Annotated in this window: 19 protein-coding genes and 2 tRNA genes; 16 read left to right on the top strand and 5 right to left on the bottom strand. The window is 59.8% G+C overall.

From position 1 onward, the window contains the following. Position 1: 1 nt before the first annotated feature. The 7 genes from lolB to ychF all read left to right on the top strand — a co-directional run bounded on the left by lolB (position 2) and on the right by ychF (position 5,188). Positions 2 to 619 (top strand): lipoprotein insertase outer membrane protein LolB, encoded by a 618-nt coding sequence (gene lolB, locus ASE98_RS00105; protein WP_060539416.1) that lies wholly within the window; start codon positions 2 to 4, stop codon positions 617 to 619. Between the two features lies 1 nt (position 620). Next, positions 621 to 1,472, top strand: a complete 852-nt coding sequence (gene ispE / locus ASE98_RS00100) for a 4-(cytidine 5'-diphospho)-2-C-methyl-D-erythritol kinase (RefSeq protein WP_060539415.1) — start codon at positions 621 to 623, stop codon at positions 1,470 to 1,472. 36 nt (positions 1,473 to 1,508) lie between these two features. Beyond that, positions 1,509 to 1,583: transfer RNA gene (locus tag ASE98_RS00095), tRNA-Gln, on the top strand. Between the two features lie 45 nt (positions 1,584 to 1,628). Continuing rightward, complete coding sequence (locus ASE98_RS00090) at positions 1,629 to 2,570, top strand: ribose-phosphate pyrophosphokinase (protein ID WP_003171603.1); 942 nt, start codon at positions 1,629 to 1,631, stop codon at positions 2,568 to 2,570. A gap of 141 nt (positions 2,571 to 2,711) precedes the next feature. Continuing rightward, positions 2,712 to 3,311: a 50S ribosomal protein L25/general stress protein Ctc gene (locus tag ASE98_RS00085; RefSeq protein ID WP_060539414.1), complete on the top strand. Its 600-nt coding sequence runs from the start codon at positions 2,712 to 2,714 to the stop codon at positions 3,309 to 3,311. 169 nt (positions 3,312 to 3,480) lie between these two features. Continuing rightward, entirely contained in the window at positions 3,481 to 4,065 is a 585-nt protein-coding gene (gene pth / locus ASE98_RS00080; protein ID WP_046030136.1) for an aminoacyl-tRNA hydrolase, read from the top strand. A gap of 22 nt (positions 4,066 to 4,087) precedes the next feature. After that, positions 4,088 to 5,188: a redox-regulated ATPase YchF gene (gene ychF / locus ASE98_RS00075; RefSeq protein WP_060539413.1), complete on the top strand. Its 1,101-nt coding sequence runs from the start codon at positions 4,088 to 4,090 to the stop codon at positions 5,186 to 5,188. A gap of 186 nt (positions 5,189 to 5,374) precedes the next feature. On the opposite strand, the gene ASE98_RS00070 is transcribed toward ychF, so the two are convergent. Continuing rightward, the gene (locus ASE98_RS00070) at positions 5,375 to 6,586 is read right to left on the bottom strand and encodes an MFS transporter (protein WP_060539412.1); all 1,212 of its coding nucleotides are present in this window, start codon (positions 6,584 to 6,586) and stop codon (positions 5,375 to 5,377) included. A 332-nt stretch (positions 6,587 to 6,918) separates the two neighbouring features. Here ASE98_RS00070 and ASE98_RS00065 point away from each other — a divergent pair, with 332 nt between their 5' ends. The 3 genes from ASE98_RS00065 to ggt all read left to right on the top strand — a co-directional run bounded on the left by ASE98_RS00065 (position 6,919) and on the right by ggt (position 11,358). Continuing rightward, positions 6,919 to 8,976 carry a methyl-accepting chemotaxis protein gene (locus ASE98_RS00065; protein WP_060539411.1) on the top strand — a complete coding sequence of 686 codons (2,058 nt, stop codon included), beginning with the start codon at positions 6,919 to 6,921 and terminating at the stop codon, positions 8,974 to 8,976. A 146-nt stretch (positions 8,977 to 9,122) separates the two neighbouring features. Then, positions 9,123 to 9,199: transfer RNA gene (locus ASE98_RS00060), tRNA-Met, on the top strand. 326 nt (positions 9,200 to 9,525) lie between these two features. Beyond that, on the top strand, positions 9,526 to 11,358 hold the full coding sequence (ggt, locus tag ASE98_RS00055; RefSeq protein ID WP_060539410.1) for a gamma-glutamyltransferase: 1,833 nt from the start codon (positions 9,526 to 9,528) through the stop codon (positions 11,356 to 11,358). Positions 11,359 to 11,482: 124 nt separating this feature from the next. Here ggt and ASE98_RS00050 read toward each other — a convergent pair whose 3' ends face one another. Then, complete coding sequence (locus ASE98_RS00050; RefSeq protein ID WP_060539409.1) at positions 11,483 to 12,796, bottom strand: MFS transporter; 1,314 nt, start codon at positions 12,794 to 12,796, stop codon at positions 11,483 to 11,485. A gap of 200 nt (positions 12,797 to 12,996) precedes the next feature. On the opposite strand from ASE98_RS00050, the gene ASE98_RS00045 reads away from it, so the two are divergent. After that, positions 12,997 to 14,415 carry a short-chain fatty acid transporter gene (locus ASE98_RS00045; RefSeq protein ID WP_060539408.1) on the top strand — a complete coding sequence of 473 codons (1,419 nt, stop codon included), beginning with the start codon at positions 12,997 to 12,999 and terminating at the stop codon, positions 14,413 to 14,415. 64 nt (positions 14,416 to 14,479) lie between these two features. Here ASE98_RS00045 and can read toward each other — a convergent pair whose 3' ends face one another. Then, on the bottom strand, positions 14,480 to 15,124 hold the full coding sequence (gene can, locus ASE98_RS00040) for a carbonate dehydratase (RefSeq protein ID WP_060539407.1): 645 nt from the start codon (positions 15,122 to 15,124) through the stop codon (positions 14,480 to 14,482). A 168-nt stretch (positions 15,125 to 15,292) separates the two neighbouring features. Between can and ASE98_RS00035 the strand changes: the two genes are divergently transcribed. Continuing rightward, a complete protein-coding gene (locus ASE98_RS00035) occupies positions 15,293 to 15,697 on the top strand; it encodes a hypothetical protein (protein WP_060539406.1) in 405 nt (134 codons plus the stop codon). Between the two features lie 53 nt (positions 15,698 to 15,750). On the opposite strand, the gene rimI is transcribed toward ASE98_RS00035, so the two are convergent. Continuing rightward, complete coding sequence (gene rimI, locus ASE98_RS00030) at positions 15,751 to 16,203, bottom strand: ribosomal protein S18-alanine N-acetyltransferase (RefSeq protein ID WP_060539405.1); 453 nt, start codon at positions 16,201 to 16,203, stop codon at positions 15,751 to 15,753. Further along, positions 16,196 to 16,948: a hypothetical protein gene (locus ASE98_RS00025; RefSeq protein WP_060539750.1), complete on the bottom strand. Its 753-nt coding sequence runs from the start codon at positions 16,946 to 16,948 to the stop codon at positions 16,196 to 16,198. The genes rimI and ASE98_RS00025 overlap by 8 nt, the downstream gene beginning before the upstream one ends. Before the next feature lie 233 nt (positions 16,949 to 17,181). Between ASE98_RS00025 and mksB the strand changes: the two genes are divergently transcribed. The 4 genes from mksB to ASE98_RS00005 all read left to right on the top strand — a co-directional run. Next, positions 17,182 to 18,459 (top strand): Mks condensin complex protein MksB, encoded by a 1,278-nt coding sequence (gene mksB / locus ASE98_RS00020; protein WP_162237373.1) that lies wholly within the window; start codon positions 17,182 to 17,184, stop codon positions 18,457 to 18,459. Continuing rightward, positions 18,449 to 19,150 (top strand): Mks condensin complex protein MksE, encoded by a 702-nt coding sequence (gene mksE, locus ASE98_RS00015; protein ID WP_060539403.1) that lies wholly within the window; start codon positions 18,449 to 18,451, stop codon positions 19,148 to 19,150. Before mksB ends, mksE begins: the two co-directional genes overlap by 11 nt. After that, positions 19,147 to 21,987: an Mks condensin complex protein MksF gene (gene mksF, locus ASE98_RS00010; RefSeq protein ID WP_060539402.1), complete on the top strand. Its 2,841-nt coding sequence runs from the start codon at positions 19,147 to 19,149 to the stop codon at positions 21,985 to 21,987. The genes mksE and mksF overlap by 4 nt, the downstream gene beginning before the upstream one ends. A 447-nt stretch (positions 21,988 to 22,434) precedes the next feature. After that, the coding region (locus ASE98_RS00005; protein ID WP_060539401.1) for an IS110 family transposase at positions 22,435 to 23,373 on the top strand (939 nt) is incomplete at its 3' end.

Below are 23,373 nucleotides of genomic sequence, written 5' to 3'. Positions count from 1 at the left end.
CATGTTTTTGCGCCACATTATCGTTTTCAGCTTCATCGCCCTGCTCGCCGGTTGCGCGGGTTTCGGTGCCCGTGAATCGGTCGAGGGTCATGGTAACCCCGCCCAATGGCGCGAGCACAAAGACCAACTTGCGGGCCTTGATGGCTGGCAGATCGACGGCAAGATCGGCATTCGCGCGCCCAAGGATTCAGGCAGCGGCACGCTGTTCTGGCTGCAGCGCCAGGATTACTACGACATCCGCCTTTCCGGCCCGCTGGGTCGTGGCGCGGCTCGACTGACCGGACGCCCGGGCAAGGTTTCGCTGGAAGTTGCCAACCAGGGCCGCTATGAGGCTGCGACCCCGGAAGTCCTGCTCGAAGAACAGATGGGCTGGAAGCTGCCGGTGTCCAACCTGGCCTGGTGGGTCCGCGGACTTCCCGCGCCTGACAGCAAGAGTCGCCTGACCCTGGATGCCGACAGTCGCCTGGCCGGCCTGGAACAGGATGGCTGGAAGGTGGAATACACCCAATACACTCAGCTCAATGGTTACTGGCTGCCCGAGCGGATCAAGCTGCACGGCACCGATCTTGACGTCACCCTGGTGATCAAGACCTGGCAACCGCGCAAACTGGGGCAATGACATGCCGGACAATCGACTGATTCTGCCCTCTCCGGCAAAACTCAATTTGATGCTGCACATCACCGGTCGCCGTGAAGACGGCTATCACGAATTGCAGACGCTGTTTCAGTTCCTCGATTACGGCGACGAAATCACCTACGCCCTGCGCGATGACGGCGTCATTCACCTGCACACCGAGTTCGAAGGCGTCCCCCACGACAGCAATCTGATCGTCAAGGCCGCGAAAAAAATTCAGAAACAATCCGGGTGTGCGCTGGGTGTCGATATCTGGATCGAGAAAATCCTGCCCATGGGCGGCGGCATCGGTGGCGGCAGCTCGAATGCCGCTACGACATTGCTCGGACTGAACCATCTATGGCAACTGGGTTGGGATGAGGATCGATTGGCCGCCCTGGGGTTGACCCTCGGCGCCGACGTCCCGGTTTTCGTGCGTGGCCACGCCGCTTTCGCCGAAGGTATCGGGGAGAAACTGACCCCTGTCGACCCGGAAGAACCGTGGTATCTGGTGCTGGTACCGCAAGTATCTGTAAGTACGGCAGAAATTTTTTCCGATCCGTTGTTGACACGTAACTCGCCGCCCATTAAAGTGCGCCCCGTTCCCAAGGGAAACAGTCGAAATGACTGCTTGCCGGTGGTAACAAGGCGTTATCCAGAGGTACGTAACGCTTTGAATTTGTTAGGTAAATTTACCGAAGCAAAACTCACCGGAACTGGAAGTTGTGTGTTTGGGGGCTTCCCAAGCAAAGCTGAAGCTGATAAAGTCTCGGCCCTTCTTACAGAGACCCTTACAGGGTTTGTAGCAAAAGGAAGCAACATTTCGATGTTGCATCGCAAGCTTCAAAGTCTGCTCTAAAGGAACCGATTACTGGGTAATCGTTGCAACAGATACAGGGGCGTCGCCAAGCGGTAAGGCAGCAGGTTTTGATCCTGCCATGCGTTGGTTCGAATCCAGCCGCCCCTGCCATTTTCTATACTCATCCAGGTTACCCTCAGCCTCTAGGTACTGCGCGTGTCCAAGATGATGGTCTTTACGGGGAACGCTAACCCCGATCTGGCTCGGCGTGTCGTACGTCAGCTGCATATCCCTCTCGGTGACATTTCTGTCGGTAAGTTTTCCGACGGCGAAATTACAGCCGAGATCAATGAAAACGTCCGCGGTAAAGACGTCTTCATTATCCAGCCGACTTGCGCTCCGACCAACGATAACCTGATGGAACTGGTAGTGATGGCTGATGCCTTCCGCCGCTCCTCGGCTACTCGTATTACTGCTGTTATTCCTTACTTTGGTTATGCCCGTCAGGATCGCCGTCCGCGTTCCGCACGTGTGGCTATCAGCGCGAAAGTCGTGGCTGACATGCTTACCGTAGTCGGCATCGACCGTGTTCTCACGGTTGATCTGCATGCTGACCAGATTCAGGGTTTCTTCGATATTCCGGTAGATAACATCTACGGCTCCCCGGTTCTGGTGGATGACATTGAAGATCAGCGCTTCGAAAACCTGATGATCGTGTCCCCGGACATTGGTGGTGTCGTGCGTGCACGTGCTGTTGCCAAATCCCTGGGCGTGGATCTCGGGATCATCGACAAACGCCGTGAGAAAGCCAATCACTCTGAAGTGATGCATATCATCGGTGATGTCGAAGGGCGTACCTGTATTCTTGTCGATGACATGGTCGATACCGCAGGCACCCTGTGCCACGCGGCCAAGGCCTTGAAAGAGCATGGCGCTGCCAAGGTTTTCGCCTACTGTACGCACCCTGTGCTGTCGGGTCGGGCGATCGAAAACATCGAAAATTCCGTGCTGGACGAGCTGGTGGTTACCAATACCATCCCGCTGTCCGCTGCAGCACAAGCCTGTGCGCGTATCCGTCAACTGGATATCGCACCGGTAGTTGCCGAGGCGGTTCGCCGCATTAGCAATGAAGAATCGATCAGCGCGATGTTCCGCTAAGGGCCCTGCCCTTCTCGAACTTCTCGTTGACGAAAAGCGCCCCGCCCCGGCATTCCTGTCGGGGCGGGGCTTTTTTGCCCATATCGCCTTTAGCGCTGGTCGCAAACGCTGGGGCGAATGTGGTTATTTTGGAGATACAACATGAACGATTTTACCCTGAATGCTGAAGTGCGTTCCGACCTGGGGAAAGGTGCGAGCCGCCGCCTGCGTCGTCTCGCAAGCCTGGTTCCAGCTGTAGTTTACGGTGGCGAAAAAGCCCCTGAATCCATCAGCATGCTGGCCAAAGAAGTTGCCAAACTGCTCGAAAACGAAGCGGCTTACAGCCACATCATCGAGCTGAACGTTGGTGGCACCAAGCAAAACGTCGTAATCAAAGCCCTGCAGCGTCACCCGGCCAAAGGCCACGTGATGCACGCTGACTTCGTACGCGTAGTAGCTGGCCAGAAACTGACCGCTATCGTTCCAGTGCACTTCATCAACGAAGAAGCACCGACCAAGAAAGGCGGCGAAATCTCGCACGTTACTTCGGAAATCGAAGTTTCCTGCCTGCCGAAAGACCTGCCTGAGTTCATCGAAGTCGACCTGGCTAACGCCGAAATCGGTTCGATCATTCACCTGTCTGACCTCAAAGCCCCTAAAGGCGTTGAGTTTGTTGCTCTGGCTCACGGTGACGACAAGGCTGTTGCCAACGTTCACGCTCCACGTGTTGCTCCAGAAGCTGCAGAAGGCGCTGCAGAGTAATTCACTCTGCACGCTGGAGTGATCAAGTAACATCGCGGACTGGAACGTAGCGAGAAAGCGGGCGAGAACGCGGAGTTTACATAATGGTAAATGAGCAACTTTCGTCCACTTTCGCCGCACACCCAGATTGCGGCGATGTTATCCACCACTCCAAGGAAGGGCCCCTATCGTGACTGCCATAAAACTGATCGTTGGTCTGGGTAATCCAGGCGCTGAATACGAACAGACCCGGCATAACGCAGGGGCCCTTTTTGTTGAGCGCATCGCGAACGCACAAGGCGTGAACCTTGTGGCGGACCGCAAGTATTTCGGCCTGACCGGGCGCTATTCGCATCAGGGTCAGGATGTTCGTCTGCTGATTCCCACCACGTATATGAACCGTAGCGGCCAAGCCGTAGCGGCTCTCGCCGGGTTCTTCCGCATCAAGCCTGAAGAAATCCTCGTGGCGCACGACGAACTCGATCTGCCTCCGGGCGTCGCCAAGCTCAAACAGGGCGGCGGCCATGGCGGTCACAACGGGTTGCGCGACATCATTGCGCAATTGGGCAATCAGAATACCTTTCATCGCCTGCGGCTTGGCATTGGCCACCCGGGCGTTGCCAGTATGGTTTCAAACTTCGTCCTGGGTCGTGCGCCACGCGCCGAACAGGAAAAACTCGATGCCAGCATCGACTTTGCCCTCGGCGTGCTGCCGGATATCCTCGCCGGTGAATGGAACCGCGCGATGAAAAACCTGCACAGCCAGAAGGCCTGACTCTAATCCGAGGGGATACACCATGGGATTCAATTGCGGCATCGTCGGCCTGCCTAACGTCGGCAAGTCCACCCTGTTCAACGCCCTGACCAAATCCGGGATCGCGGCCGAGAACTTCCCCTTCTGCACCATCGAACCCAACAGCGGTATCGTGCCGATGCCGGATCCGCGTCTGGATGCCCTGGCAGCCATCGTCAATCCAAAGCGCATCCTGCCGACCACCATGGAATTCGTCGACATCGCTGGCCTGGTCGCCGGCGCATCGAAAGGTGAAGGCCTGGGCAACAAGTTCCTGGCCAACATCCGTGAAACCGATGCCATCGCCCACGTGGTCCGCTGCTTCGAAGACGAGAACGTGATTCACGTCTCCAACAGCGTCGACCCGAAACGCGACATCGAGATCATCGACCTGGAACTGATCTTCGCCGACCTCGACAGCTGCGAGAAGCAACTGCAGAAAGTCGCGCGCAACGCCAAGGGCGGCGACAAGGACGCAGTGGTCCAGAAAGGCCTGCTGGAGCAACTGATCGCGCACTTCACCGAAGGCAAGCCGGCGCGCAGCCTGATGAAGAACATGGGTGCCGACGAGAAAGCGGTGATCAAGGGCTTCCACCTGCTGACCACCAAGCCGGTGATGTACATCGCCAACGTCGCTGAAGACGGTTTCGAGAACAACCCGCACCTGGATGTGGTTCGCGCCATCGCCGAAGAAGAAGGCGCCATGGTGGTTCCGGTCTGCAACAAGATTGAAGCGGAAATCGCCGAGCTCGACGACGGTGAAGAGAAAGACATGTTCCTCGAAGCCCTGGGCCTCGAAGAGCCTGGCCTTAACCGCGTGATCCGCGCCGGTTACGAAATGCTGCACCTGCAGACCTACTTCACTGCCGGTGTCGAAGAAGTCCGTGCCTGGACCGTCCGCGTGGGTGCTACCGCACCACAAGCCGCTGGCGTGATCCACACCGACTTCGAAAAAGGCTTCATCCGCGCCGAAGTGATCGCCTACAACGACTTCATCCAGTACAAGGGTGAAGCCGGTACCAAGGAAGCCGGTAAATGGCGCCTGGAAGGCAAGGACTACATCGTCAAAGACGGCGACGTGATGCACTTCCGCTTCAACGTGTAAAACATCGCTCAAGAAAAAGCCGCGTTTGATACGCGGCTTTTTTGTGCCTGGAATATTTGCCCGCAACACCACCAACTCATTGTGGGAGCGGGCTTGCTCGCGAAGGCGGTGTGTCAGTAAGAGTTATACCAACTGACACACCGCCTTCGCGAGCAAGCCCGCTCCCACAGGGGGATTTTTGTTGGGTCAGGTCTTTTTGGTACGTGGCAGGAAAATCGCCAAAATCCCCAACAACGGCAAGAACGAGCACAAGTAGTACACGTACTCGATGCCATGAATATCCGCCAGATACCCGAGCAACGCAGCACCAATCCCGCCAAAGCCGAACATCAGGCCGAAGAACACCCCGGCAATCATCCCGACATTGCCCGGCACCAGCTCCTGGGCGTACACCACGATCGCCGAGAACGCCGAAGCGAGTATGAAGCCAATGACCACGCTGAGGATACTGGTCCAGAACAGGTCGACATGGGGCAGCAGCAAGGTGAACGGCGCAACGCCGAGAATCGAGAACCAGATCACTGCCTTGCGCCCGATCTTGTCGCCGATCGGTCCGCCAAAGAATGTCCCCGCCGCTACCGCACCCAGGAACAGGAACAGATGAAGCTGCGAACTGGCCACTGACAGGTCGAACTTCTCGATCAGGTAGAAAGTGAAGTAACTGGTGAGGCTGGACATGTAGAAATACTTGGAGAACACCAGCAGCCCGAGCACCACCAGCGCGCTGATCACTCTTCCCCTGGACAGGCCGTGAGTCGCCGCCTGACCCTGCTTGAGCTTGAACAGGTTCAAGTGATTGGCGTACCAGCGGCTGATGCGATAGAGCACGAACAGCGCAAACACCGCGAACAGACCGAACCAGGCCACGTTGCCCTGGCCGTAGGGAATGATGATCGCCGCCGCCAGCAATGGACCGAATGCCGAGCCGGCATTGCCGCCAACCTGGAAAGTCGATTGCGCCAGCCCGTAGCGCCCGCCCGAGGCCAGTCGCGCCACGCGAGAAGCTTCCGGGTGAAAGGTCGAAGAACCGATTCCGATCAAGCCCGCCGCCAGCAGGATCAGGGCAAAGCTGCCGACCATCGACATCATTACAATCCCGACCAGCGTGCAGACGGTACCTGCCGGTAACAGCCACGGCTTGGGATGGCGATCGGTGTGATAACCGACCCACGGCTGCAGCAGTGAGGCCGTCAGCTGAAAGGTCAGAGTGATCAGGCCGACCTGGGTGAACGTCAGGCCATAGTTGGCCTTGAGCATCGGGTAGATCGACGGCAGCACCGACTGAATCAGGTCGTTGATCAAGTGCGCCAGTGCTACCGCGCCGATGATGCGCATGACCAGGGGACTGCTTTGGGAAGTGGCCGGCGCTGAACCGGTCTGGGCGTTGCTGATAGCCATGAGAGTTTCCGTACAACAGATGGGTGCAAACGGGCAGGAGCACCAATGTGCCATTTTTCCCCGTGGCAGCGCCATCCCCTTAGCCAGCTAACGAACTTGAATATCACTTCGAGATAACTAGTGGCGCAAAGCCATGGTCTGAATCTTGCCTTGTTTGTCTGCTTGAACGCGGCCCCTCACAAAGGGGACCGAGAATGGGAAGTTTCGCTACAGAGTCGGCCCACAGAGCTGGCGCGGGTGAACTTTCGAGGCCTATTACAAGGGCACAGGTCGAGCGCGCGACAGCCTCGACGCACGCAGATGGTGCGTGGTGTCCAGAGGAGTCTTGGGGCATGCAGGCTTTTTTATCACCGGGGATCGGATTACTGGGGCGTTTTGGCTTCGCTCGAAAATTCCAGCTGTTGTTTCTGTTGTTTATCCTGCCGCTGGCCGGCAGCCTGTGGATGATCGGTCTGGACTATCGCGACAAACTGAGCCTGATCGCCGGTGAACGGGCCGGCGTGCGTCAGTTGCTCGCCCTCGATGCGCTCGACAATCTGCTGGCCGCCCAGCGTGACCGTGCTGCCCGTTGGCGCGCGACGGAAACCAATCGACAACCAACGCCAGCCACCCTCGCCGCCATGGCTGCGTTCGATGCAGTGCAGCCAGCGGTCACCCAGGCCAATTCACAGCTGGGCAACGCCCTGCAAAAAGAAGGCGCCGAAGGCGAAACCCTGGTCCGCTATCAAGCCCTGCAAAGCACCCTCAACGGCCTCGACTCAAAAAGCCTGGGCAACGTCGGCTGGTGGCCGGACGGCTACGATCGCTTCACCAAGGCCATGAGCGCCCTGCACGCCTTGCGCGAGCAGATCGCCATGGACAATCGCCTGACCCTGGCGCCGTGGCTGGAAACGTATCTGCTGACGCAGATCTCCACCCAGCACGCACCGGATCTGATCGAACGGGTCGGCCAACTGGCGGCAGTAGGTCAGGCGTCGGTGGTATCGGGACAATTCACCCTGCAGAGCCGACTGCAACTGCGTGATTTGCGCAGCCGCATCGGTGATGCCCGGGAGCAGATGGTTAAAACCGCTAGCGTGCTCGAAGCACGGCTGCCCAGCGAGCTGCAAACCTGGGCCGGACAATACAGTGACAGCCTCAAACACCTCGACACAGGCCTCAAGGTTCTGGATGACGGAGTGTTCGGCGCCAGCATCACTCTGAGACCGGAAGAGTTCGAGCGCAGTCTGGACGCCCTGCTCGCCGACCTCGCTGCTTTGCGCCTGCAATCACTGGAGTCGCTGGATCAACGCCTGAACTACTACCACGACTCGGCCATCCGCCAGTTCACGATGGTCGCGAGCGTGTTCAGCCTCCTGCTACTGGCCGCGCTTTACCTGTTCACCTGCTTGCAGTCTTCGATCCGCCGCAGTGCCAGCGGAATCACCGTGCTTGCCGAGGCCTTGCGCGACGGCAATCTGAGCGTGCAGGTAGCGGTTCAGGGCCGGGATGAGCTTGCAGTGATCAGCACTGCGCTGAATGTCGCCGTGGTGCAGCTACGCGCCAGCCTGCAGGGGGTCGATCACGAGACCCTGCAATTGAGCAACGCAGTACAGACCCTCAATCATCATTCCAGTGGTGCCTTGGGTGAAGTCGAAGCCCAGCAATTGCAGATCAGCCAGATCGCCGCAGCAGCAACGCAACTGGCCGCGACCTCCCAAGGGGTGGCTCACAGTTGCGAACAGGCCTCTGACAGCGCTCAGCACACCCGACGCATTGCCACCGACAGCAGCCGTGACAGCCAGCGCACCACCGCGAGCATCCAGCAACTCAATCACCGCCTGAACGAGACGGCAGCGGCATTGGGCCGGGTCAGTGAGCAGGGGCAGCAGATCCAACTGGTGGTCGATACCATTCGCGGCGTTGCCGAGCAGACCAACCTGCTGGCACTCAACGCCGCCATCGAGGCAGCCCGTGCCGGTGAACAAGGGCGCGGCTTTGCGGTAGTGGCCGATGAAGTACGCAGCCTTTCGCAGCGCACCCAGTCTTCGACCGCGCAAATCGCCGGCACGGTCGACAGTTTGCGCAGTACGGTGAACGAAGCTGTCAGCCTGATGGAAGCTGCCTGCGGCCAGGCAGAGTCCGATGCCCACGCGGTCACAGGCCTGGGCGAACGGCTTGGGGAAATTGCCAGCGCCGTGCAAAGCGTTACCGATACCCTGGCGCAAATCGCCACGGCAGTGGAAGAACAGGCCTGTACCGCCGACGAGGTCAGCAGCAATATCCAGCAGGTCGACCAAGCCGCGGTGCGTTTGCTCGAAGGGGCTCGTGCGGTGAACCAGACAGCGGATACCTTGAGTCATGGCAGCAAGGCACTGAGCGACAACACCGGGCGATTCCGTTTGAGTTGAAACGAGTGTCCCGCTCTCCGATCGCCGCTTTCGCTGCTTTCGCCGCTGCTCAGGGGCAGATTTTGATAAACAATTGAAAGCGCAGAGAAATATTTTAGATTTATGCTTGACGCATCCCCGTTACCGGTGAATAATGCGCGCCACTTGGCTACATAGCTCAGTTGGTTAGAGCATAGCATTCATAATGCTGGGGTCCGGGGTTCAAGTCCCTGTGTAGCCACCAAGTACTAAAAACGGCTTACCGAAAGGTAGGCCGTTTTTTTATGCCTGCTGTTTATGCCGACTGTAGGAGCGAGCCTGCTCGCGATGGTCGTTAACGAATACGTGTGTTAGCTGGTTAAACGCGGCGCTCTTGAGCCCATCGCGAGCAGGCTCGCTCCTACACCGCCGGCAACGCCCGATCCCAGATCTGTCAGGTACGCAACCAAACCCTTGTGAAACCCCGTCGCCGCCACCGGAATTCTCTGACGGCTTCTGCGCCGGTTTGCACCCCTCCCTTTCGACCGATACAGTCCAGTGATCCTTTATCCAACGGACGGAGTGCCCCGCGTGTTCTCAGCCCCGCATTTGAGCCGCTTTCGCCTGTCAGCCCTGGCATTGATCGCCAGCGCACTGACCCTTGCCGCATGCCAGAACGCTTCGGCGCCGACTTTACCGTCCGCACCGGAAAGCGCCTCCGGTTACCGCACCGACCTGCGCACCCGCCACGCGGAGAAATACATGGCGGCAGCGGCCAACCCGTTGGCGGCCGAGGCTGGCCGGGAGATGTTGCGTCGGGGTGGTTCGGCCATCGATGCGGCGATTGCGATGCAGGCTGTGTTGACCCTGGTCGAACCGCAATCTTCGGGCATTGGCGGCGGCGCTCTGATCGTCCTCTGGGACGGAAAGTCCGTGCGCACCTACGATGGCCGCGAAACTGCACCGGCTGGCGCCACCGAGAAGCTTTTCCTGCAAGCCAACGGGCAACCGATGGAGTTTACCCAGGCGCAGATCGGCGGCCGCTCGGTGGGCACACCAGGGGTCTTGCGCGCCCTGGAGCTGGCCCATCGAAAACACGGGCGCCTGCCTTGGGCGCAATTGTTTGAACCGGCGATCAAACTCGCCAGGCAAGGCTTTGCCATTTCCCCACGCCTGCATCGATTAATTGCTGCAGACTCGTCCTTACGGCGCTCGCCGGAGATGGCGGCGTATTTCCTGAATGCCGATGGCAGCCCCAAGGCAGTCGGCACCAATCTGCAGAACCCGGCGCTGGCCGCGGTGCTCAAACGTATCGCCAACGAAGGTCCAGATGCCTTGTACACCGGCCCGGTCGCCGAGGAAATCGTGGCCAAGGTGCAGGGCCACGCCAACCCTGGCAGTCTTTCCCTGAACGATCTCAGCCGCTATCAGGCGAAGGAACGCGCACCTCTGTGCACCGACTACAAACGCTGGCAGGTTTGTGGCATGCCACCACCATCTTCAGGCGGGATCGCCTTGGCGCAGATCCTCGGCACGCTGCAGGCACTGGAGACTCGCGACAGGCATCTGGCCCTTGCAGCGCTGAAACCGGTCAAAACCAGCGCACCTGCCGGTAGCGAACCTGCACCTGAAGCCGTGCACCTGATCTCTGAAGCCGAGCGCCTGGCCTATGCCGACCGTGCGCAGTACGTGGCCGACTCCGACTACGTACCCGTTCCGGTCAAAGGCCTGATCGACCCGACCTACCTGGCCAGTCGCGCCGCCCTGATCGGCGAACGCAGCATGGGCACCGCCCGCCCCGGCACCCCGCCTGGCATTCAGGTGGCCTACGCGCCGGATCGCTCGCCTCTGCGCATTTCCACGTCGCAGGTGGTAGCCGTCGATGACGCCGGCGGTGCCGTGTCCATGACCACCACCATCGAATCGGCGTTCGGCTCGCACCTGATGGTGCAGGGCTTTCTGCTCAACAACGAACTGACTGACTTCTCGTTCATCCCCGAAGAAAACGGGCAGAAAGTCGCCAACCGCGTCGAGCCCGGCAAACGCCCCCGCTCGTCCATGGCGCCGACCCTGGTCTTCAATCGCCAGAGCGGTGAATTCCTCGCCACCATCGGATCGCCCGGCGGTTCGCAGATCATCGAGTACGTCGCCAAATCCACCATCGGCCTGCTCGACTGGAACCTGGATGCGCAAGCCGCCATCAACCTGCCCAACTTCGGCAGCCGCAACGGCCCGACTGAACTGGAGCTCGGTCAGTTCAGCCCGGGGCTGATTCAGGCGCTCAAAGACAAGGGGCACGTCGTGACCGAGATCGACATGACCAGCGGCACCCAGGCGATCGTTCGGCTGAAGGATGCCCAGGGCAAGGCGTCGCTGACGGGGGGCGCCGATCCCCGGCGTGAGGGACAGGCGTTAGGGGATTGAGTCGTATGCACGAACGAGAAAGGGCTTACCGGATGGCAGGCCCTTTTTTATGCAGGCCAAATCCTCATGGATTCTCCCACGGGCAAAGATCACCGTCCCCGCCTCCGCCGCCACGGCCCTTCACTCACACCACGCCGGTAGCCGGACATCCGGCGACGCTTGGGATTCGGTTTGCGAAGTAAACCGCGCTACCCGCACCCACCGCGCCCATCACTGCGCAGAACATCACGCAGATCCACGGACTCCATGGCATCAGACCAATGAGCAACAGCGGCGTAATGCTCGCCCAGGCGGCATAGGCGATGTTGTAGGTAAATGAAATGCCCGAGACCCGAATCCGCGCAGGGAACAGGCTGACCATCACCGAAGGCACCGCGCCGACTACCCCGCAAGCGAGCCCGGCCACCGCATAGGCTAGCCCGATCCAGTCACTGCCGAGAATCAGGCTGGAATAAAGTACGCCGATGCCCAGCGGCAGCAACAGGCTGTACAGCATCACGGTGCGCCAGGCGCCGATACGATCGACCAGCAACCCGGCGAGTACACAACCGATATTGAGAAACACGATGCCCAAGGCACTCAGGGCAAAGGTGTGGCTGGCGGTCATGCCGAAGGTTTTCTGCATCATGGTTGGAGTGATGACCACGAATACTACCACCGCCGAGGTCAGGACGCAGGTGAGGATCATGGCCGGTAATACGGCCAGGCGATGCTCACGCAAGACCGTACGCAGTGGCAACTCACCGGCCGCCTCGCGCCGCGCCTGCATGGCCATGAACACCGGGGTTTCGCTGAGCCAGCGACGCAACCAGACACCGATCACGCCGAATACGCCGCCCAGCAGGAATGGATAGCGCCAGGCGTAATCGAGAATTTGCTCCGGGGTAAATGCCTGCGCCAGAAAGGTCGCGGTCAATGCGCCGATCAGGTAGCCGAAGGTCAGCCCCGCCTGCAAAAAGCCCAGGGCATAACCGCGATGCCCCGCCGGGGCATGCTCGGCGACGAACACCCACGCACTCGGGACTTCACCACCCACTGCCGCCCCCTGCAAGATGCGCAGGAGCAACAGCAACAACGGTGCGAAATAGCCGATTTGCGCATAGGTCGGCATGATGCCGATCAGCAGGCAGGGCAGCGCCATCATCAGGATGCTCAGGCTGAAGACTTTCTTGCGCCCCAACCGGTCGGCGAAATGCGCCATCAGAATACCGCCCAATGGCCGCGCCAGATAACCGGTGACGAAAATCCCGAAGCTTTGCAGCAGGCGCAGCCATTCGGGCATTTCCGGGGGGAAGAACAACTGGCTGAGAGTGAGCGCGAAAAACACGAAGATGATGAAGTCGTAGATTTCCAGCGCCCCGCCGAGGGCGGCGAGCCCCAGGGTCTTGTAGTCCGAGCGGTTGAAGGGCGCCGGGCGCGAGTCGGTGTTGGCAGTCATGAAAAGAACTCTGGTGCGGGCAATAAACCAAGGCGCCCATGGTCTACGCAAAAGTGCCCATGGACAACCCGTTAGACCAAAGTCCCATAGCCACAAAACAGGCCCGCAAAAAAAATCGGGTTGAATTAAGGTTGGCGCCTTTCCAGACGGGCCTCACTCGCCCGAAGACCACAACAAACATAACAATACGAGGTACCCCCGTGGCCGCTGATATCGAAGATACCCGCTCTGCCCGCTTTGCCCTGCGCTGTTCAGGTTTTGCCGAACGCTGGTTCCCCGACTCCTGGGTGTTTGCCGCGCTGGCAGTGATTATCGTCGTCGTGGCTACCCTGGCCATGGGCGCCAAACCCACCGATGCCGCCGTGGCCTTCGGTGACGGCTTCTGGAGCCTGATTCCGTTCACCATGCAAATGGCGTTCGTGGTGATCGGTGGCTACGTGGTCGCGAGCTCACCACCTGCTGTGAAGCTGATCGACCGCCTGGCGAGGATCCCGAAAAACGGCCGTTCCGCCGTGGCTTGGGTGGCGGTGATATCCATGGTCGCGTCGTTGCTGAACTGGGGCCTGTCGCTGGTATTCGGCGGCTTGCTGGTGCGCGCCCTGGCCCGCCGTACCGACCTTAAAATGGACTACCGCGCCGCCGGTGCCGCTGTCTACCTGGGTCTCGGCGCAGTCTGGGCCCTGGGCCTGTCGTCGTCCGCAGCGCAATTGCAGGCCAACCCGGCCAGCCTGCCGCCGTCGATCCTGGCGATCACCGGTGTAATCCCATTCACCGAGACAATCTTTCTCTGGCAGTCCGGCGTGATGTTGCTGACCTTGATCATCGTTTCCGTGATCGTTGCCTACGCCACCGCCCCTGGCCCGAACACCGCACGAGACGCCAGCGCCTGCGGAGTGGACCCGAGCTTCAGCCTGCCACCGCTGCAACCGCGCACCCGACCCGGTGAATGGCTGGAATACAGTCCGCTTCTGATCATTCTGCTGGTGCTGCTGGCCGCCGGATGGCTGTTCCACGAGTTCTCGGTCAAACCGGCAATCACCGCGATTTCCGGGCTCAACACCTACAACTTCCTGTTCATCATGGTCGGCGCCCTGCTGCACTGGCGTCCGCGCAGCTTCCTTGATGCCGTATCCCGTGCAGTGCCAACTACCACGGGCGTGCTGATCCAGTTCCCGCTGTACGGCTCCATCGCCGCGCTGATGACCACGGTCAAAGGTGCCGATGCGCAGACCCTGGCCCATCACATCTCGACCTTTTTCGTCAGCATCGCGTCCCATGACACTTATGCACTGCTGATGGGCGTGTACTCGGCGATCCTCGGCTTCTTCATTCCGTCCGGCGGCGGCAAATGGATTATCGAAGCGCCGTATGTGATGCAAGTGGCGAACGACCTGAACTACCACCTGGGCTGGGCCGTACAGATCTACAACGCCGCAGAAGCCCTGCCCAACCTGATCAACCCGTTCTACATGCTGCCATTGCTGGGCGTGCTGGGGTTGAAGGCGCGGGACCTGATCGGTTTCTCGTTCGTACAGTTGCTGGTGCACACACCGCTGGTACTGGTGTTGCTGTGGGCACTGGGGACGACACTGACGTATACCCCGCCAGTGATGCCGTAAGCGAAAGCTGATTGCACCTGCTGCGCGCGGGTGCAATCAGCCTTTGATCAGAAGTTTGTAAGCCTTACTGCGCCTCGACCGGGCGCAGGCGATACTGCGGCGGCAGTTGCTCGAAGCCGCTGATGGTGGTGTTCAGGCTTTTCCAGCGACCGTCCTTGATGCCGTAGATGCAACCGTGGATCGACAGGCTCTGCCCGCGATGCCAGGCATTTTGCACAATGCTGGTATGGGCGACGTTGGCCACTTGCTGGATCACGTTGAGTTCGCAGAGGCGGTCGACCTGCTCCTCTTCGGTGGCCAGTTTGGCGAGCTCTTCGCGCTTTTCGTAGTAGAGATCGCGGATCGAACGCAGCCAGCCGTCGATCAGGCCGAACTGGCGATCCTGCATCGAAGCACGCACGCCGCCGCAACCATAGTGACCGGTCACGAGGATGTGTTTGACCTTGAGCACATCAACCGCGTACTGAATCACCGACAGGCAATTGAGGTCGGTGTGCAGCACCACGTTGGCCACATTGCGGTGTACGAACAGATCGCCCGGCAGCATGCCGACGATCTCGTTGGCCGGCACCCGGGCGTCGGAACAACCGATCCACAGGAATTCCGGAGTCTGTTGGCGGGCCAGCTTGGCGAAGAAGTCAGGATCTTCCTTAGTGATTGCGTCAGCCCAGCGCTCGTTGTTATCAATCAGATCTTGTAATTCGTTCATGGGATGTAGCCTCGTGAATGATGCGCAGCTTTGACAGACAACCGTCCGTCGGGGTCACGTGCGTGAGTGGAAAATGTCCCTGATTTCTATCTCGGCTCCACGCCGGTGGAATTCTCATGAGTACGGTGGGTCCACCCTTGTAAGGCCCACAGTATATGAGGAATTGCCATGACTGATTCACGACGTCCATACGATGCGGTGCAACCTGAGCCCATCGATGACAACGAAGATCGCATGGGTTCGATGCATGAGCTGGATTTTGACGAAGAAGAACCCAGCGCCAGGATCGGTGATGAATTGCCAGAGGGCGAGCGTGAGCAGCTTATGCCCCGCCAGCGCGTTATTGAAGCCGGCATGACCGGTGCCTCGACCGATGACCATGAACCCACCGATGACGACATGAGCCCGCAAACCCTGATCCGCGAAGACGGGGCGCGAGATGCCCGTGAAGCAGGCGAAGATGGTCGGGCCGATTGGGACTTGAGCGTGGTTGATGAAGACGATATCGGCGGAGGTAACGGGCTGGATGAGGCGGAGATGGCGCAGCGGGATCCGCTTGATCGCAAGCGTTGATTGTTGGCACCAGTGAGGGCGTCATCGCGGGCGAGCCCGCGATGCTTTCTGGTTCAATCCACCAAGGTACAGGCCATCACCACCGCATCTTCGCGCCCACCCACCGCCGGATAGTAATCACGGCGCCGACCGATCTCATTGAAACCATATCGCTCATACAGTTTGAACGCCGCGGTATTGCTGTCACGCACTTCCAGAAAGCACTCCCGCGCATCGGCCTTGTAGGCAATCGCCATCAGATGTTCAAGCAAGGTCAGCCCCAGGCCACGTCCCTGGTTTTCCGGCTTGACGGTAATGTTCAGCAGATGTGCCTCATCGAGGATGATCTGCACCACCCCGTGCCCCACCTGCTGCTGGCCTTCGAACATCAGCCAGATCTGATACTTGCCCAGGCCGTCGAGGAATATCCCGCGGGTCCAGGGATGGCTATACGCCGCGTACTCGATTTTCAGCACGGGCTCCAGGTCCGCCTCGGTCATCGGGCGGAACGATACAGCGTCACTCATTCGATTCTTTCCAGCGCGCCATCAGCCGACGCATGGCTTGCCAGACATCAGCCTTACGCTGTGGCTCTTCCATTAATGATTCCAGGCCAGGCAACGCCCACGCCGAGCCCAGCCCTTCGATTTGCAACTCGCGGTTGAACGCCTCGGCATCCGCCTCACCGGCAAACCGTACCGCGGGCAGGCCGATCAACCACAGACAGACACAGGGTGACTCTTCCATTCGCACGCTAAGGAAGCCTTGCACAAAATCACGGGCCGCTTCCGGCCCTTGATCCATCGAGCCCCGGGCCAGCAGGGGCCAGCGCACCGGCTCGCCAACGATTTGCGGGCTGTCCGGCAGGCCGGCTGCGCGCAGCATGTCTTTGAGCAGCAGGTAAGCCGGATCGCGGGTCTGGAAGGATTCGCCTGTGGGTAACTCCACCAGCAGCAGGCAGCGGCCGGCCCGCAGCAATTGCAGGGCAAAACGGGGAGGCGGCACCACCGGCGCCTTGACCACGACCGGGGCCAGCTCTTCTTCAGGCTTGGCGCCCGTGCGCGTGCTGGCCAGTGAAGGACGAGGCACTTCGATCTTCGCCCGCTCAACTGGCGCGGCAGTCGGCTCGGCGGCTGTTTTGGCCACAGGCACAGGCGTCGCTGCAGGAGTCAGCGGCACGACGACCAGCGGCTCTGGTATCTCAAGCAGCTCGGGCCGCGACGGCGCAGCAAAGGGCAATTCGGTGCGCGGAAGCCAATTGACCACCTGCATGGCGGCCAGATAAGCGCGACGACGGGACTCGATAAGCAAAGGTCGGCCACTTGTGGATAACTGATAGTGCGCCGATTCTACCGCCCTTCGCTGAAGATCGCCCGCAGTTGATCGATTGGCTTCACCGATAGTCCACTTATGAAAAATGGCGACAGCCTGTCCCGAGAGTGAATCGCATTGCTCCCGATGCAGTACAATCGCCGCTTTTAATCGCCAAGCAGCCGGCCATTCCGATGATCGAACCCAAGCGCGTCTTGCGCGCCCTCGCTGAACACTGGGCACTTCTGGAGCCACTGTGCGAGCACTTCGACCAAGGCACACTGAGCCTGAACGAACTGCGCACGCAACTGGCCGCCCAGCAACTCGACAGTACGCCGCAGGACATCACCAGCCTGCTGGACGTGTGGATCCGCCTCGATATCCTGGTTCCGGTGGCGAAAAGCCCGAACCGCTTCGAACTCAATGCGCAGATCCACGACTTCCTCGCCTACCTGCGCCGTGAGCACCGTCTGGGTCTGTGCCTGGAGATTGAAGCTTACCTGCGCCACCTCGAACGCCTGGCCGGTTACATCCAGGACGCTTTCGACATCCGCGATGGCAACGACCTGGCGCGCCAGTTGCGCCTGCTCGACATGCGCGTTCGCGACGTTTTGAAGAAGCTCGACAACGACGAACAGGCCTTGGTAGCCGTCGCCGAACGGGCGAAAACCAGCGACCGGCAGATCCCGCTGCGTCAGCGTTATGCTGAAGTGCTGGCGACCTGGGACGAATACGTCGAGCCTATGATTGATCTGGTGAACGCCGATGGCGCCTTCGAACAAGGCGTGCGCAAGGTCGAAACCGTGCTGCTGAAGATGCTCAGCGAGCAGCAACGCCTGGGCCATCTGGTCGATGATGACATGCTGCTGCGCACCCACGCGCGCATCCTCGAAATGCAGACCAGCGCCCAGTTGACCCTGCGTCACGCCCGCGAGCTGCTGCTGCCGCTGCGTGAAGAAGCGCGACGCCACAACGCCGTGACCCGTGGCGCAGCACTGGCCTTGTCGGCCATTCGCCGTAAAGGCATCGATGCTGTGCCGCAAGCCGCGATGCCGATGTTCACCCGCCCGCAAAGTACCTTCCTCGGCAGTGCCAGCCAGGTCGAAGCCTACGTTTATGCCCTGGCCCATTTCGAACCGAAACCGGCGCGTTTCCCCAAGGCTCACAAGACCCAGAAAGGTGAAGCCCCGCGCGCGCCTCGTACCGTTCGGGAAATGCTCGAGCGCTGCGAGGACGCCCTGCCGATGCCGGACCTGATGACCTGGCTGCTGGAGCAGGAACCGGACGGCGCCACCGACGAATTGCTGTACTGGTTCTCGCGCCTGTCCCGGGAAAAACGCTTCCGGCGCGAGCGTCTGGAACGTCGCGAGTACCACACACACGAGCACCAGGTCAGCCTGCGCTCCTTCGCCCTGCTCTCGGTCGGCGACGACGCCATCGAGAATTCTGCGAGCACCCCCAATGCATCTTGATCTTTCCGAACTGTCCCAGCTGGCACCGATCTTTCGCGAGCTGTTCAAGGGTTACCACGTCAGCCGCCGCGACCCGGAGCTGTACGCACAGTTGTCGAATTTCCAGGACCAGTACCGCACGCTGTTCAAGGCCCTGGGCTTCGAACTGGTCTGCGACACCCGTGGCTTCTACTACTTCGTGCCGGACCTCGCCGCCGCGGCGGTGAACAAGACTGCCCAGCGTCTGGCGCTGTTCACCTTCATCCTCGTCGAGCACCTGGCCGATCAGGGCCGCGACCCGATCGCGGTGCTCGACGGCGGCAGCCTCGGTCGCGATGAGTTGCCGTCGCTGCTGGAAAAGTACCGCGACCTGTTCATCCAGGCCGAAGTGCAGACCCAGGAAGAACTCGAAGAAAAAATCATGCGCCGCATGACCCAGCTCGGTTTCGCCGGCGAAGAAAATGGCGTGTACCGTTTCCTGCCGCCGATGCACCGCTTCCTCGATGTCTGCCTGTCGGTACAGCAGGACCGTGACCTGGCGGCCAGCCTGCATAGCGTGCTGCCATTGCCGGTGCCTGTGCTGATCGACGAAGACAGCGACGAAAAACTGCTGCAGACCGACGACCCGCTGGACCTCAGTGAATTCGAGGGTGAAAGCGAAGAAGACGCTTTGGCCCGTGCCATCGCCGAAGAACAGGAGCTCGACGCATGAGCAATGAACGTTACGGCATCCGCCGCTTTGCTCTTCTGAACACCGCCGGCTACAGCCTTGGCCTGTTTCCGCTGGAAGAGCCGCTGTCAGTCTACGGCGCGAACAACCTCGGTAAATCCGCTTCGATCAACGCCCTGCAGTTCCCGATCCTGGCGCGCATGTCGGACATGAGTTTCGGCAAATACAGCCTGGAACAATCCCGGCGCTTCTATTTCGCATCGGATACCAGCTACATCCTGGTCGAAGTGAACCTGCCCCACGGCCCGCACGTGATAGGTGTGGTCGGTCGCGGCCCGGGTGGCGGCTTCGGTCACCAGTTCTTTGCCTATGCTGGCAAGCTGGACCTGGCCCATTACCAGAAAAACGATACCTGCCTGCGCCAGAAGGAACTGTTCACCAACCTTGAGCGCGAAGGCCTCAAAGCCTATGAGCTCAAACCGGATGAACTGCGCCGCCTGCTGGTTGGCGGTCACACTTCGATCCCGCTGGACCTGACGCTGATCCCGCTGCGCTCCACCAGCGAGCAAAGCCTGAAGACCTTCCGTGCGCTGTTCATCAACCTGCTGCACATGCGCGAGATCACTGCGGCCAAGCTCAAGCAGCTGTTCCTCGATGCCTTCGAGCACAGCCTGCGTTCCGGCAGCGTCGATTACATCGCCGCCTGTGAAGAGGCCTTCCGCGACGTGCGCCGCATGGAGCAGGACTACAACTCGCTGGTCGCCGCCGGCCCGTTGGTCGAAGCCTTGGCCAATGGCGTGAAGCAGCGCGACATCCTGCGCGGCAAACTGCACCGGATCTCGCCACTGCTCGACTCCCTGCTGGGTACCTGGTCGGATTACGCCAGCGCGCGCAAGGAAGAGCTGACCATTCAGGCCGAGCACTACCGCAACGAGCAGGACGCCCTGCAAAACGATCAGCGCGGTGGCACCCAAGAGTTGATGCGTCTGGAACGGGAAATCACCGGCATCCAGCGCTGGCTTGGCGAACTGTCAGTGCTCAAGCATCGCTTCGCATTGGTCGATGACGTCAAGGTGCTGGAGCAGCAGCTGCTGGCAGCCAAGGACGCCCACGACGAACTGGCCGGTGCGTTGGCCCAGTCGCGGCAGTTCTCTGCCGAAGACCTCGAAGAGCGTTTGCGCGATCTGGAAAAACGCCTGAAATCGGTGAAGCAACAACTCGATCACGCCGACAACAATAGCTACGCCCGACTGCGCGAAGAGTTCTCGCAGCAAGATGTCGAACGCCTGATGCGCCTGTTCAACAGCGCACTGTTCAGCCTGCCGCTGGGCGAACACGGCATCACGCTGGACGAGGACGGTCAGTGGGTCAAATCCATGGAATTGATCCTCGACGGCTTCAAAGGCGAACGCTTCGAAGTGCCGGGCCTGTCCATCGACATCTCGCACATCGAGCCGCCAGCGCTGCAGGCGTTGGCTGACCGCGCAGCGTTGCGCGATCAGAAAGAGCGTCTGGACAAAGAACTCAAGCAACTCAAGACCCAACAGGCCGTGGCCGCCGACCGCGCCGCGAGCAAAACCCAGACCGAAGCGCTGTACCAGCAGGTGCTGGACGCGCAGAAAGCCCTGGAAGATTTCCGCCGCGCCCAAACCCTGAGCGCCGAAGAAGGCGACAAGCTGGAACAGCTGGCGCAGATGGAGGCGGCCCAGGACGAATTGAAGCGTTCCAGCGACGCCTTCACCGAACGCGTCCAGCAATTGTCGGCCAAGCTGCAACTGGTCGGGCGGCAGATCGGCGACATGGAAGCCAAGCAACGCACCCTCGATGACGCTCTGCGCCGTCGTCAGCTGCTGCCGGCGGATCTGCCGTTCGGTACGCCGTTCATGGACCCGGTCGACGACTCCATGGACAACCTGCTGCCACTGCTCAACGACTATCAGGACAGCTGGCAAGGCCTGCTGCGCGCCGACGGGCAGATCGAAGCCCTGTACGCACAGGTACGCCTCAAGGGCGTGGCCAAGTTCGACAGCGAAGACGACATGGAGCGCCGTCTGTCACTGCTGATCAACGCTTATGCGCACCGTACTGATGAAGCCCTGACCCTGGGCAAGGCCCGTCGTGCGGCGGTGACCGACATCGCCCGGACCCTGCGCAACATTCGCAGCGACTACGACAGCCTTGAACACCAGCTGGCGCTGTTCAACCGCGAGATCAACAAGCGGCAGGTGTCCAACCTGCAGAGCTTCCGCATCGTCCTTGCGCCGAACAAGGAAGCGCTCAAGCACATCGACCAGATCATCCACAGCGCGGGCCAGTATGAAGAAGGCGAAACCCTGTCCGTCTTCGACCTGAGCCAGAGCGCCGAGCAGGACAACAAGAACGAAGAGGCCAAGGAGTACCTGGCGCGACTGGTGGCGGCCAACCACAACCAGCTCGGTCTCAAGGATCTGTTCGAGCTGGCGTTCGAGATCACCAAGGTCAACGGTCAGCCGGTGATTCATACCGACATCGACGGCGCTGCCTCCAACGGCACCACCATGACCATCAAGGCGCTGACCAACATGTACTTGTTGCTGCACTTGATGGACCGTGACCAGGCCGGTCGCGTACGTCTGCCCTACTACCTCGACGAAGCTGCGGACATCGATGAGAAAAACCAGGCGGCGTTGCTGGAAACCAGCTTGCAACTGGGCTTCGTGCCGATCCTGGCCAGTGTGAAGCCGCAGGTCTGCGCCAGTGTCGCCATCGATCTGGAAGGCGGCAGCGGACCGGCCGGCATCTACATCGACGAGGCGGACTGGAAGTACATTCGTCGGCATGATCAGGTGAAGGCGACTGTTAACGAACAGGCGGATGAGCCGGAGCTGGATGCGGTTTGAGTTGAACCGTTAGATACGAAAAAGGCCGCGTTCCAATGGATCGCGGCCTTTTTCATTTTGGGCACATGCTTGGGGCTTTCAGTGAGTTTGATGGCCTCTTCGCGGGCAAGCCCGCTTGTATGTTTAGACTTGAAGGGGTGGGTGGGACTAAAGCCTCGCTTCTGACTCTGACCAGTACAGACCGTGGGAGACATCGTCCCACCCCTTCACCTAATGCGCCGATAAGGAATGCATCGNGCAAGCCCGCTTGTATGTTTAGACTTGAAGGGGTGGGTGGGACTAAAGCCTCGCTTCTGACTCTGACCAGTACAGACCGTGGGAGACATCGTCCCACCCCTTCACCTAATGCGCCGATAAGGAATGCATCGGCTCGGACCGACGATAGAAGCAAGCCAGCGCAACGGTGAACCCCAACAAGCCTTTAAACCGTAGCTCGGAGGATGGGCCATGACAATCTCGAATTCGCAGGTGGTCGTTGGTGTGGAYGTCGCAAAGGCCGAGATCGTTGTCTATCGAGCCGATCAGCAGAAAACCCAGGTTGTTACAAACGAGCGCTCTGCTCTCAAGCAGTGGCTTAAGAAGTTGCCTGCAAACAGCGCCATCGCACTYGAGGCGACCAATACCTATCACCTTGATGCAACGGAAATGGCCCATGAGATGGGCCATGACGTTTACGTCATTGATGGCTCTCGGCTCAACCGATATCGCGATGGAATAGGTATTCGAGCTAAAACAGATGCCCTGGATGCAGTGCTATTGGCGCGCTATCTGAGCAAGGAGTCCGACCGGCTACGAATCTGGAACCCRCCGCCCAAGGCTTACACACAACTCAAAAGCGTGCTGCGCCGCAGGGCCGAACTCGTTCAGCATCGAGTTGCGCTCAAGCAAAGCTGGAAAGATGAACCCTTGCTCAAGGAGGCGCTGGCGAACTATYTGGCCAATATTGAGCGGACTGAAAAAGACATCCAGTCGCTCTTGAGGAGCATCATCAGTGAAGCGGGCATGGACGCTCAGGTAAAACGCTGTCAAGCCGTTGAGGGGGTAGGTGTACTGACAGCCACSGCAGCGGTAACCGCCTTCATGCGTGGGGARTTTTCTGACAGTGACGGCTACATTGCTTTTCTGGGGATGGATCCACGAGTCAGGCAATCAGGCAAAAAAGATCAGCGACGCTGCTTATCCAAACGAGGYGACTCGGAGTTTCGACGTCTATTTCATAACAGTGCCATGGCCGCAAGCCGTTCTGCGACCTGGAAACCTTACTACCAAAGCTATTTGGCGCGAGGTCTGAAAGGAACTGAGGCGCTGGTGATACTTGCCAGAAAATTAGCTCGGGTATTGTTTGCCTTGATGAAAAACCAAAGCGAATACAAGCCAAATTCTATG

This window comes from Pseudomonas sp. Leaf48, assembly GCF_001421885.1.
In the GTDB taxonomy this organism is placed as follows: domain Bacteria; phylum Pseudomonadota; class Gammaproteobacteria; order Pseudomonadales; family Pseudomonadaceae; genus Aquipseudomonas.
This window is presented reverse-complemented; position numbering and strand designations above follow the sequence as displayed.

Coding starts and splice junctions, on each gene's coding strand:
- mksE (WP_060539403.1), top strand. CDS start 18,449: ATGCATCTTGATCTTTCCGAACTGTCCCAGCTGGCACCGATCTTTCGC.
- ASE98_RS00070 (WP_060539412.1), bottom strand. CDS start 6,586: ATGGCTATCAGCAACGCCCAGACCGGTTCAGCGCCGGCCACTTCCCAA.
- ychF (WP_060539413.1), top strand. CDS start 4,088: ATGGGATTCAATTGCGGCATCGTCGGCCTGCCTAACGTCGGCAAGTCC.
- lolB (WP_060539416.1), top strand. CDS start 2: ATGTTTTTGCGCCACATTATCGTTTTCAGCTTCATCGCCCTGCTCGCC.
- ASE98_RS00065 (WP_060539411.1), top strand. CDS start 6,919: ATGCAGGCTTTTTTATCACCGGGGATCGGATTACTGGGGCGTTTTGGC.
- ASE98_RS00025 (WP_060539750.1), bottom strand. CDS start 16,948: ATGCAGGTGGTCAATTGGCTTCCGCGCACCGAATTGCCCTTTGCTGCG.
- ispE (WP_060539415.1), top strand. CDS start 621: ATGCCGGACAATCGACTGATTCTGCCCTCTCCGGCAAAACTCAATTTG.
- mksB (WP_162237373.1), top strand. CDS start 17,182: ATGATCGAACCCAAGCGCGTCTTGCGCGCCCTCGCTGAACACTGGGCA.
- mksF (WP_060539402.1), top strand. CDS start 19,147: ATGAGCAATGAACGTTACGGCATCCGCCGCTTTGCTCTTCTGAACACC.
- ASE98_RS00050 (WP_060539409.1), bottom strand. CDS start 12,796: ATGACTGCCAACACCGACTCGCGCCCGGCGCCCTTCAACCGCTCGGAC.
- ASE98_RS00085 (WP_060539414.1), top strand. CDS start 2,712: ATGAACGATTTTACCCTGAATGCTGAAGTGCGTTCCGACCTGGGGAAA.
- rimI (WP_060539405.1), bottom strand. CDS start 16,203: ATGAGTGACGCTGTATCGTTCCGCCCGATGACCGAGGCGGACCTGGAG.
- ASE98_RS00035 (WP_060539406.1), top strand. CDS start 15,293: ATGACTGATTCACGACGTCCATACGATGCGGTGCAACCTGAGCCCATC.
- can (WP_060539407.1), bottom strand. CDS start 15,124: ATGAACGAATTACAAGATCTGATTGATAACAACGAGCGCTGGGCTGAC.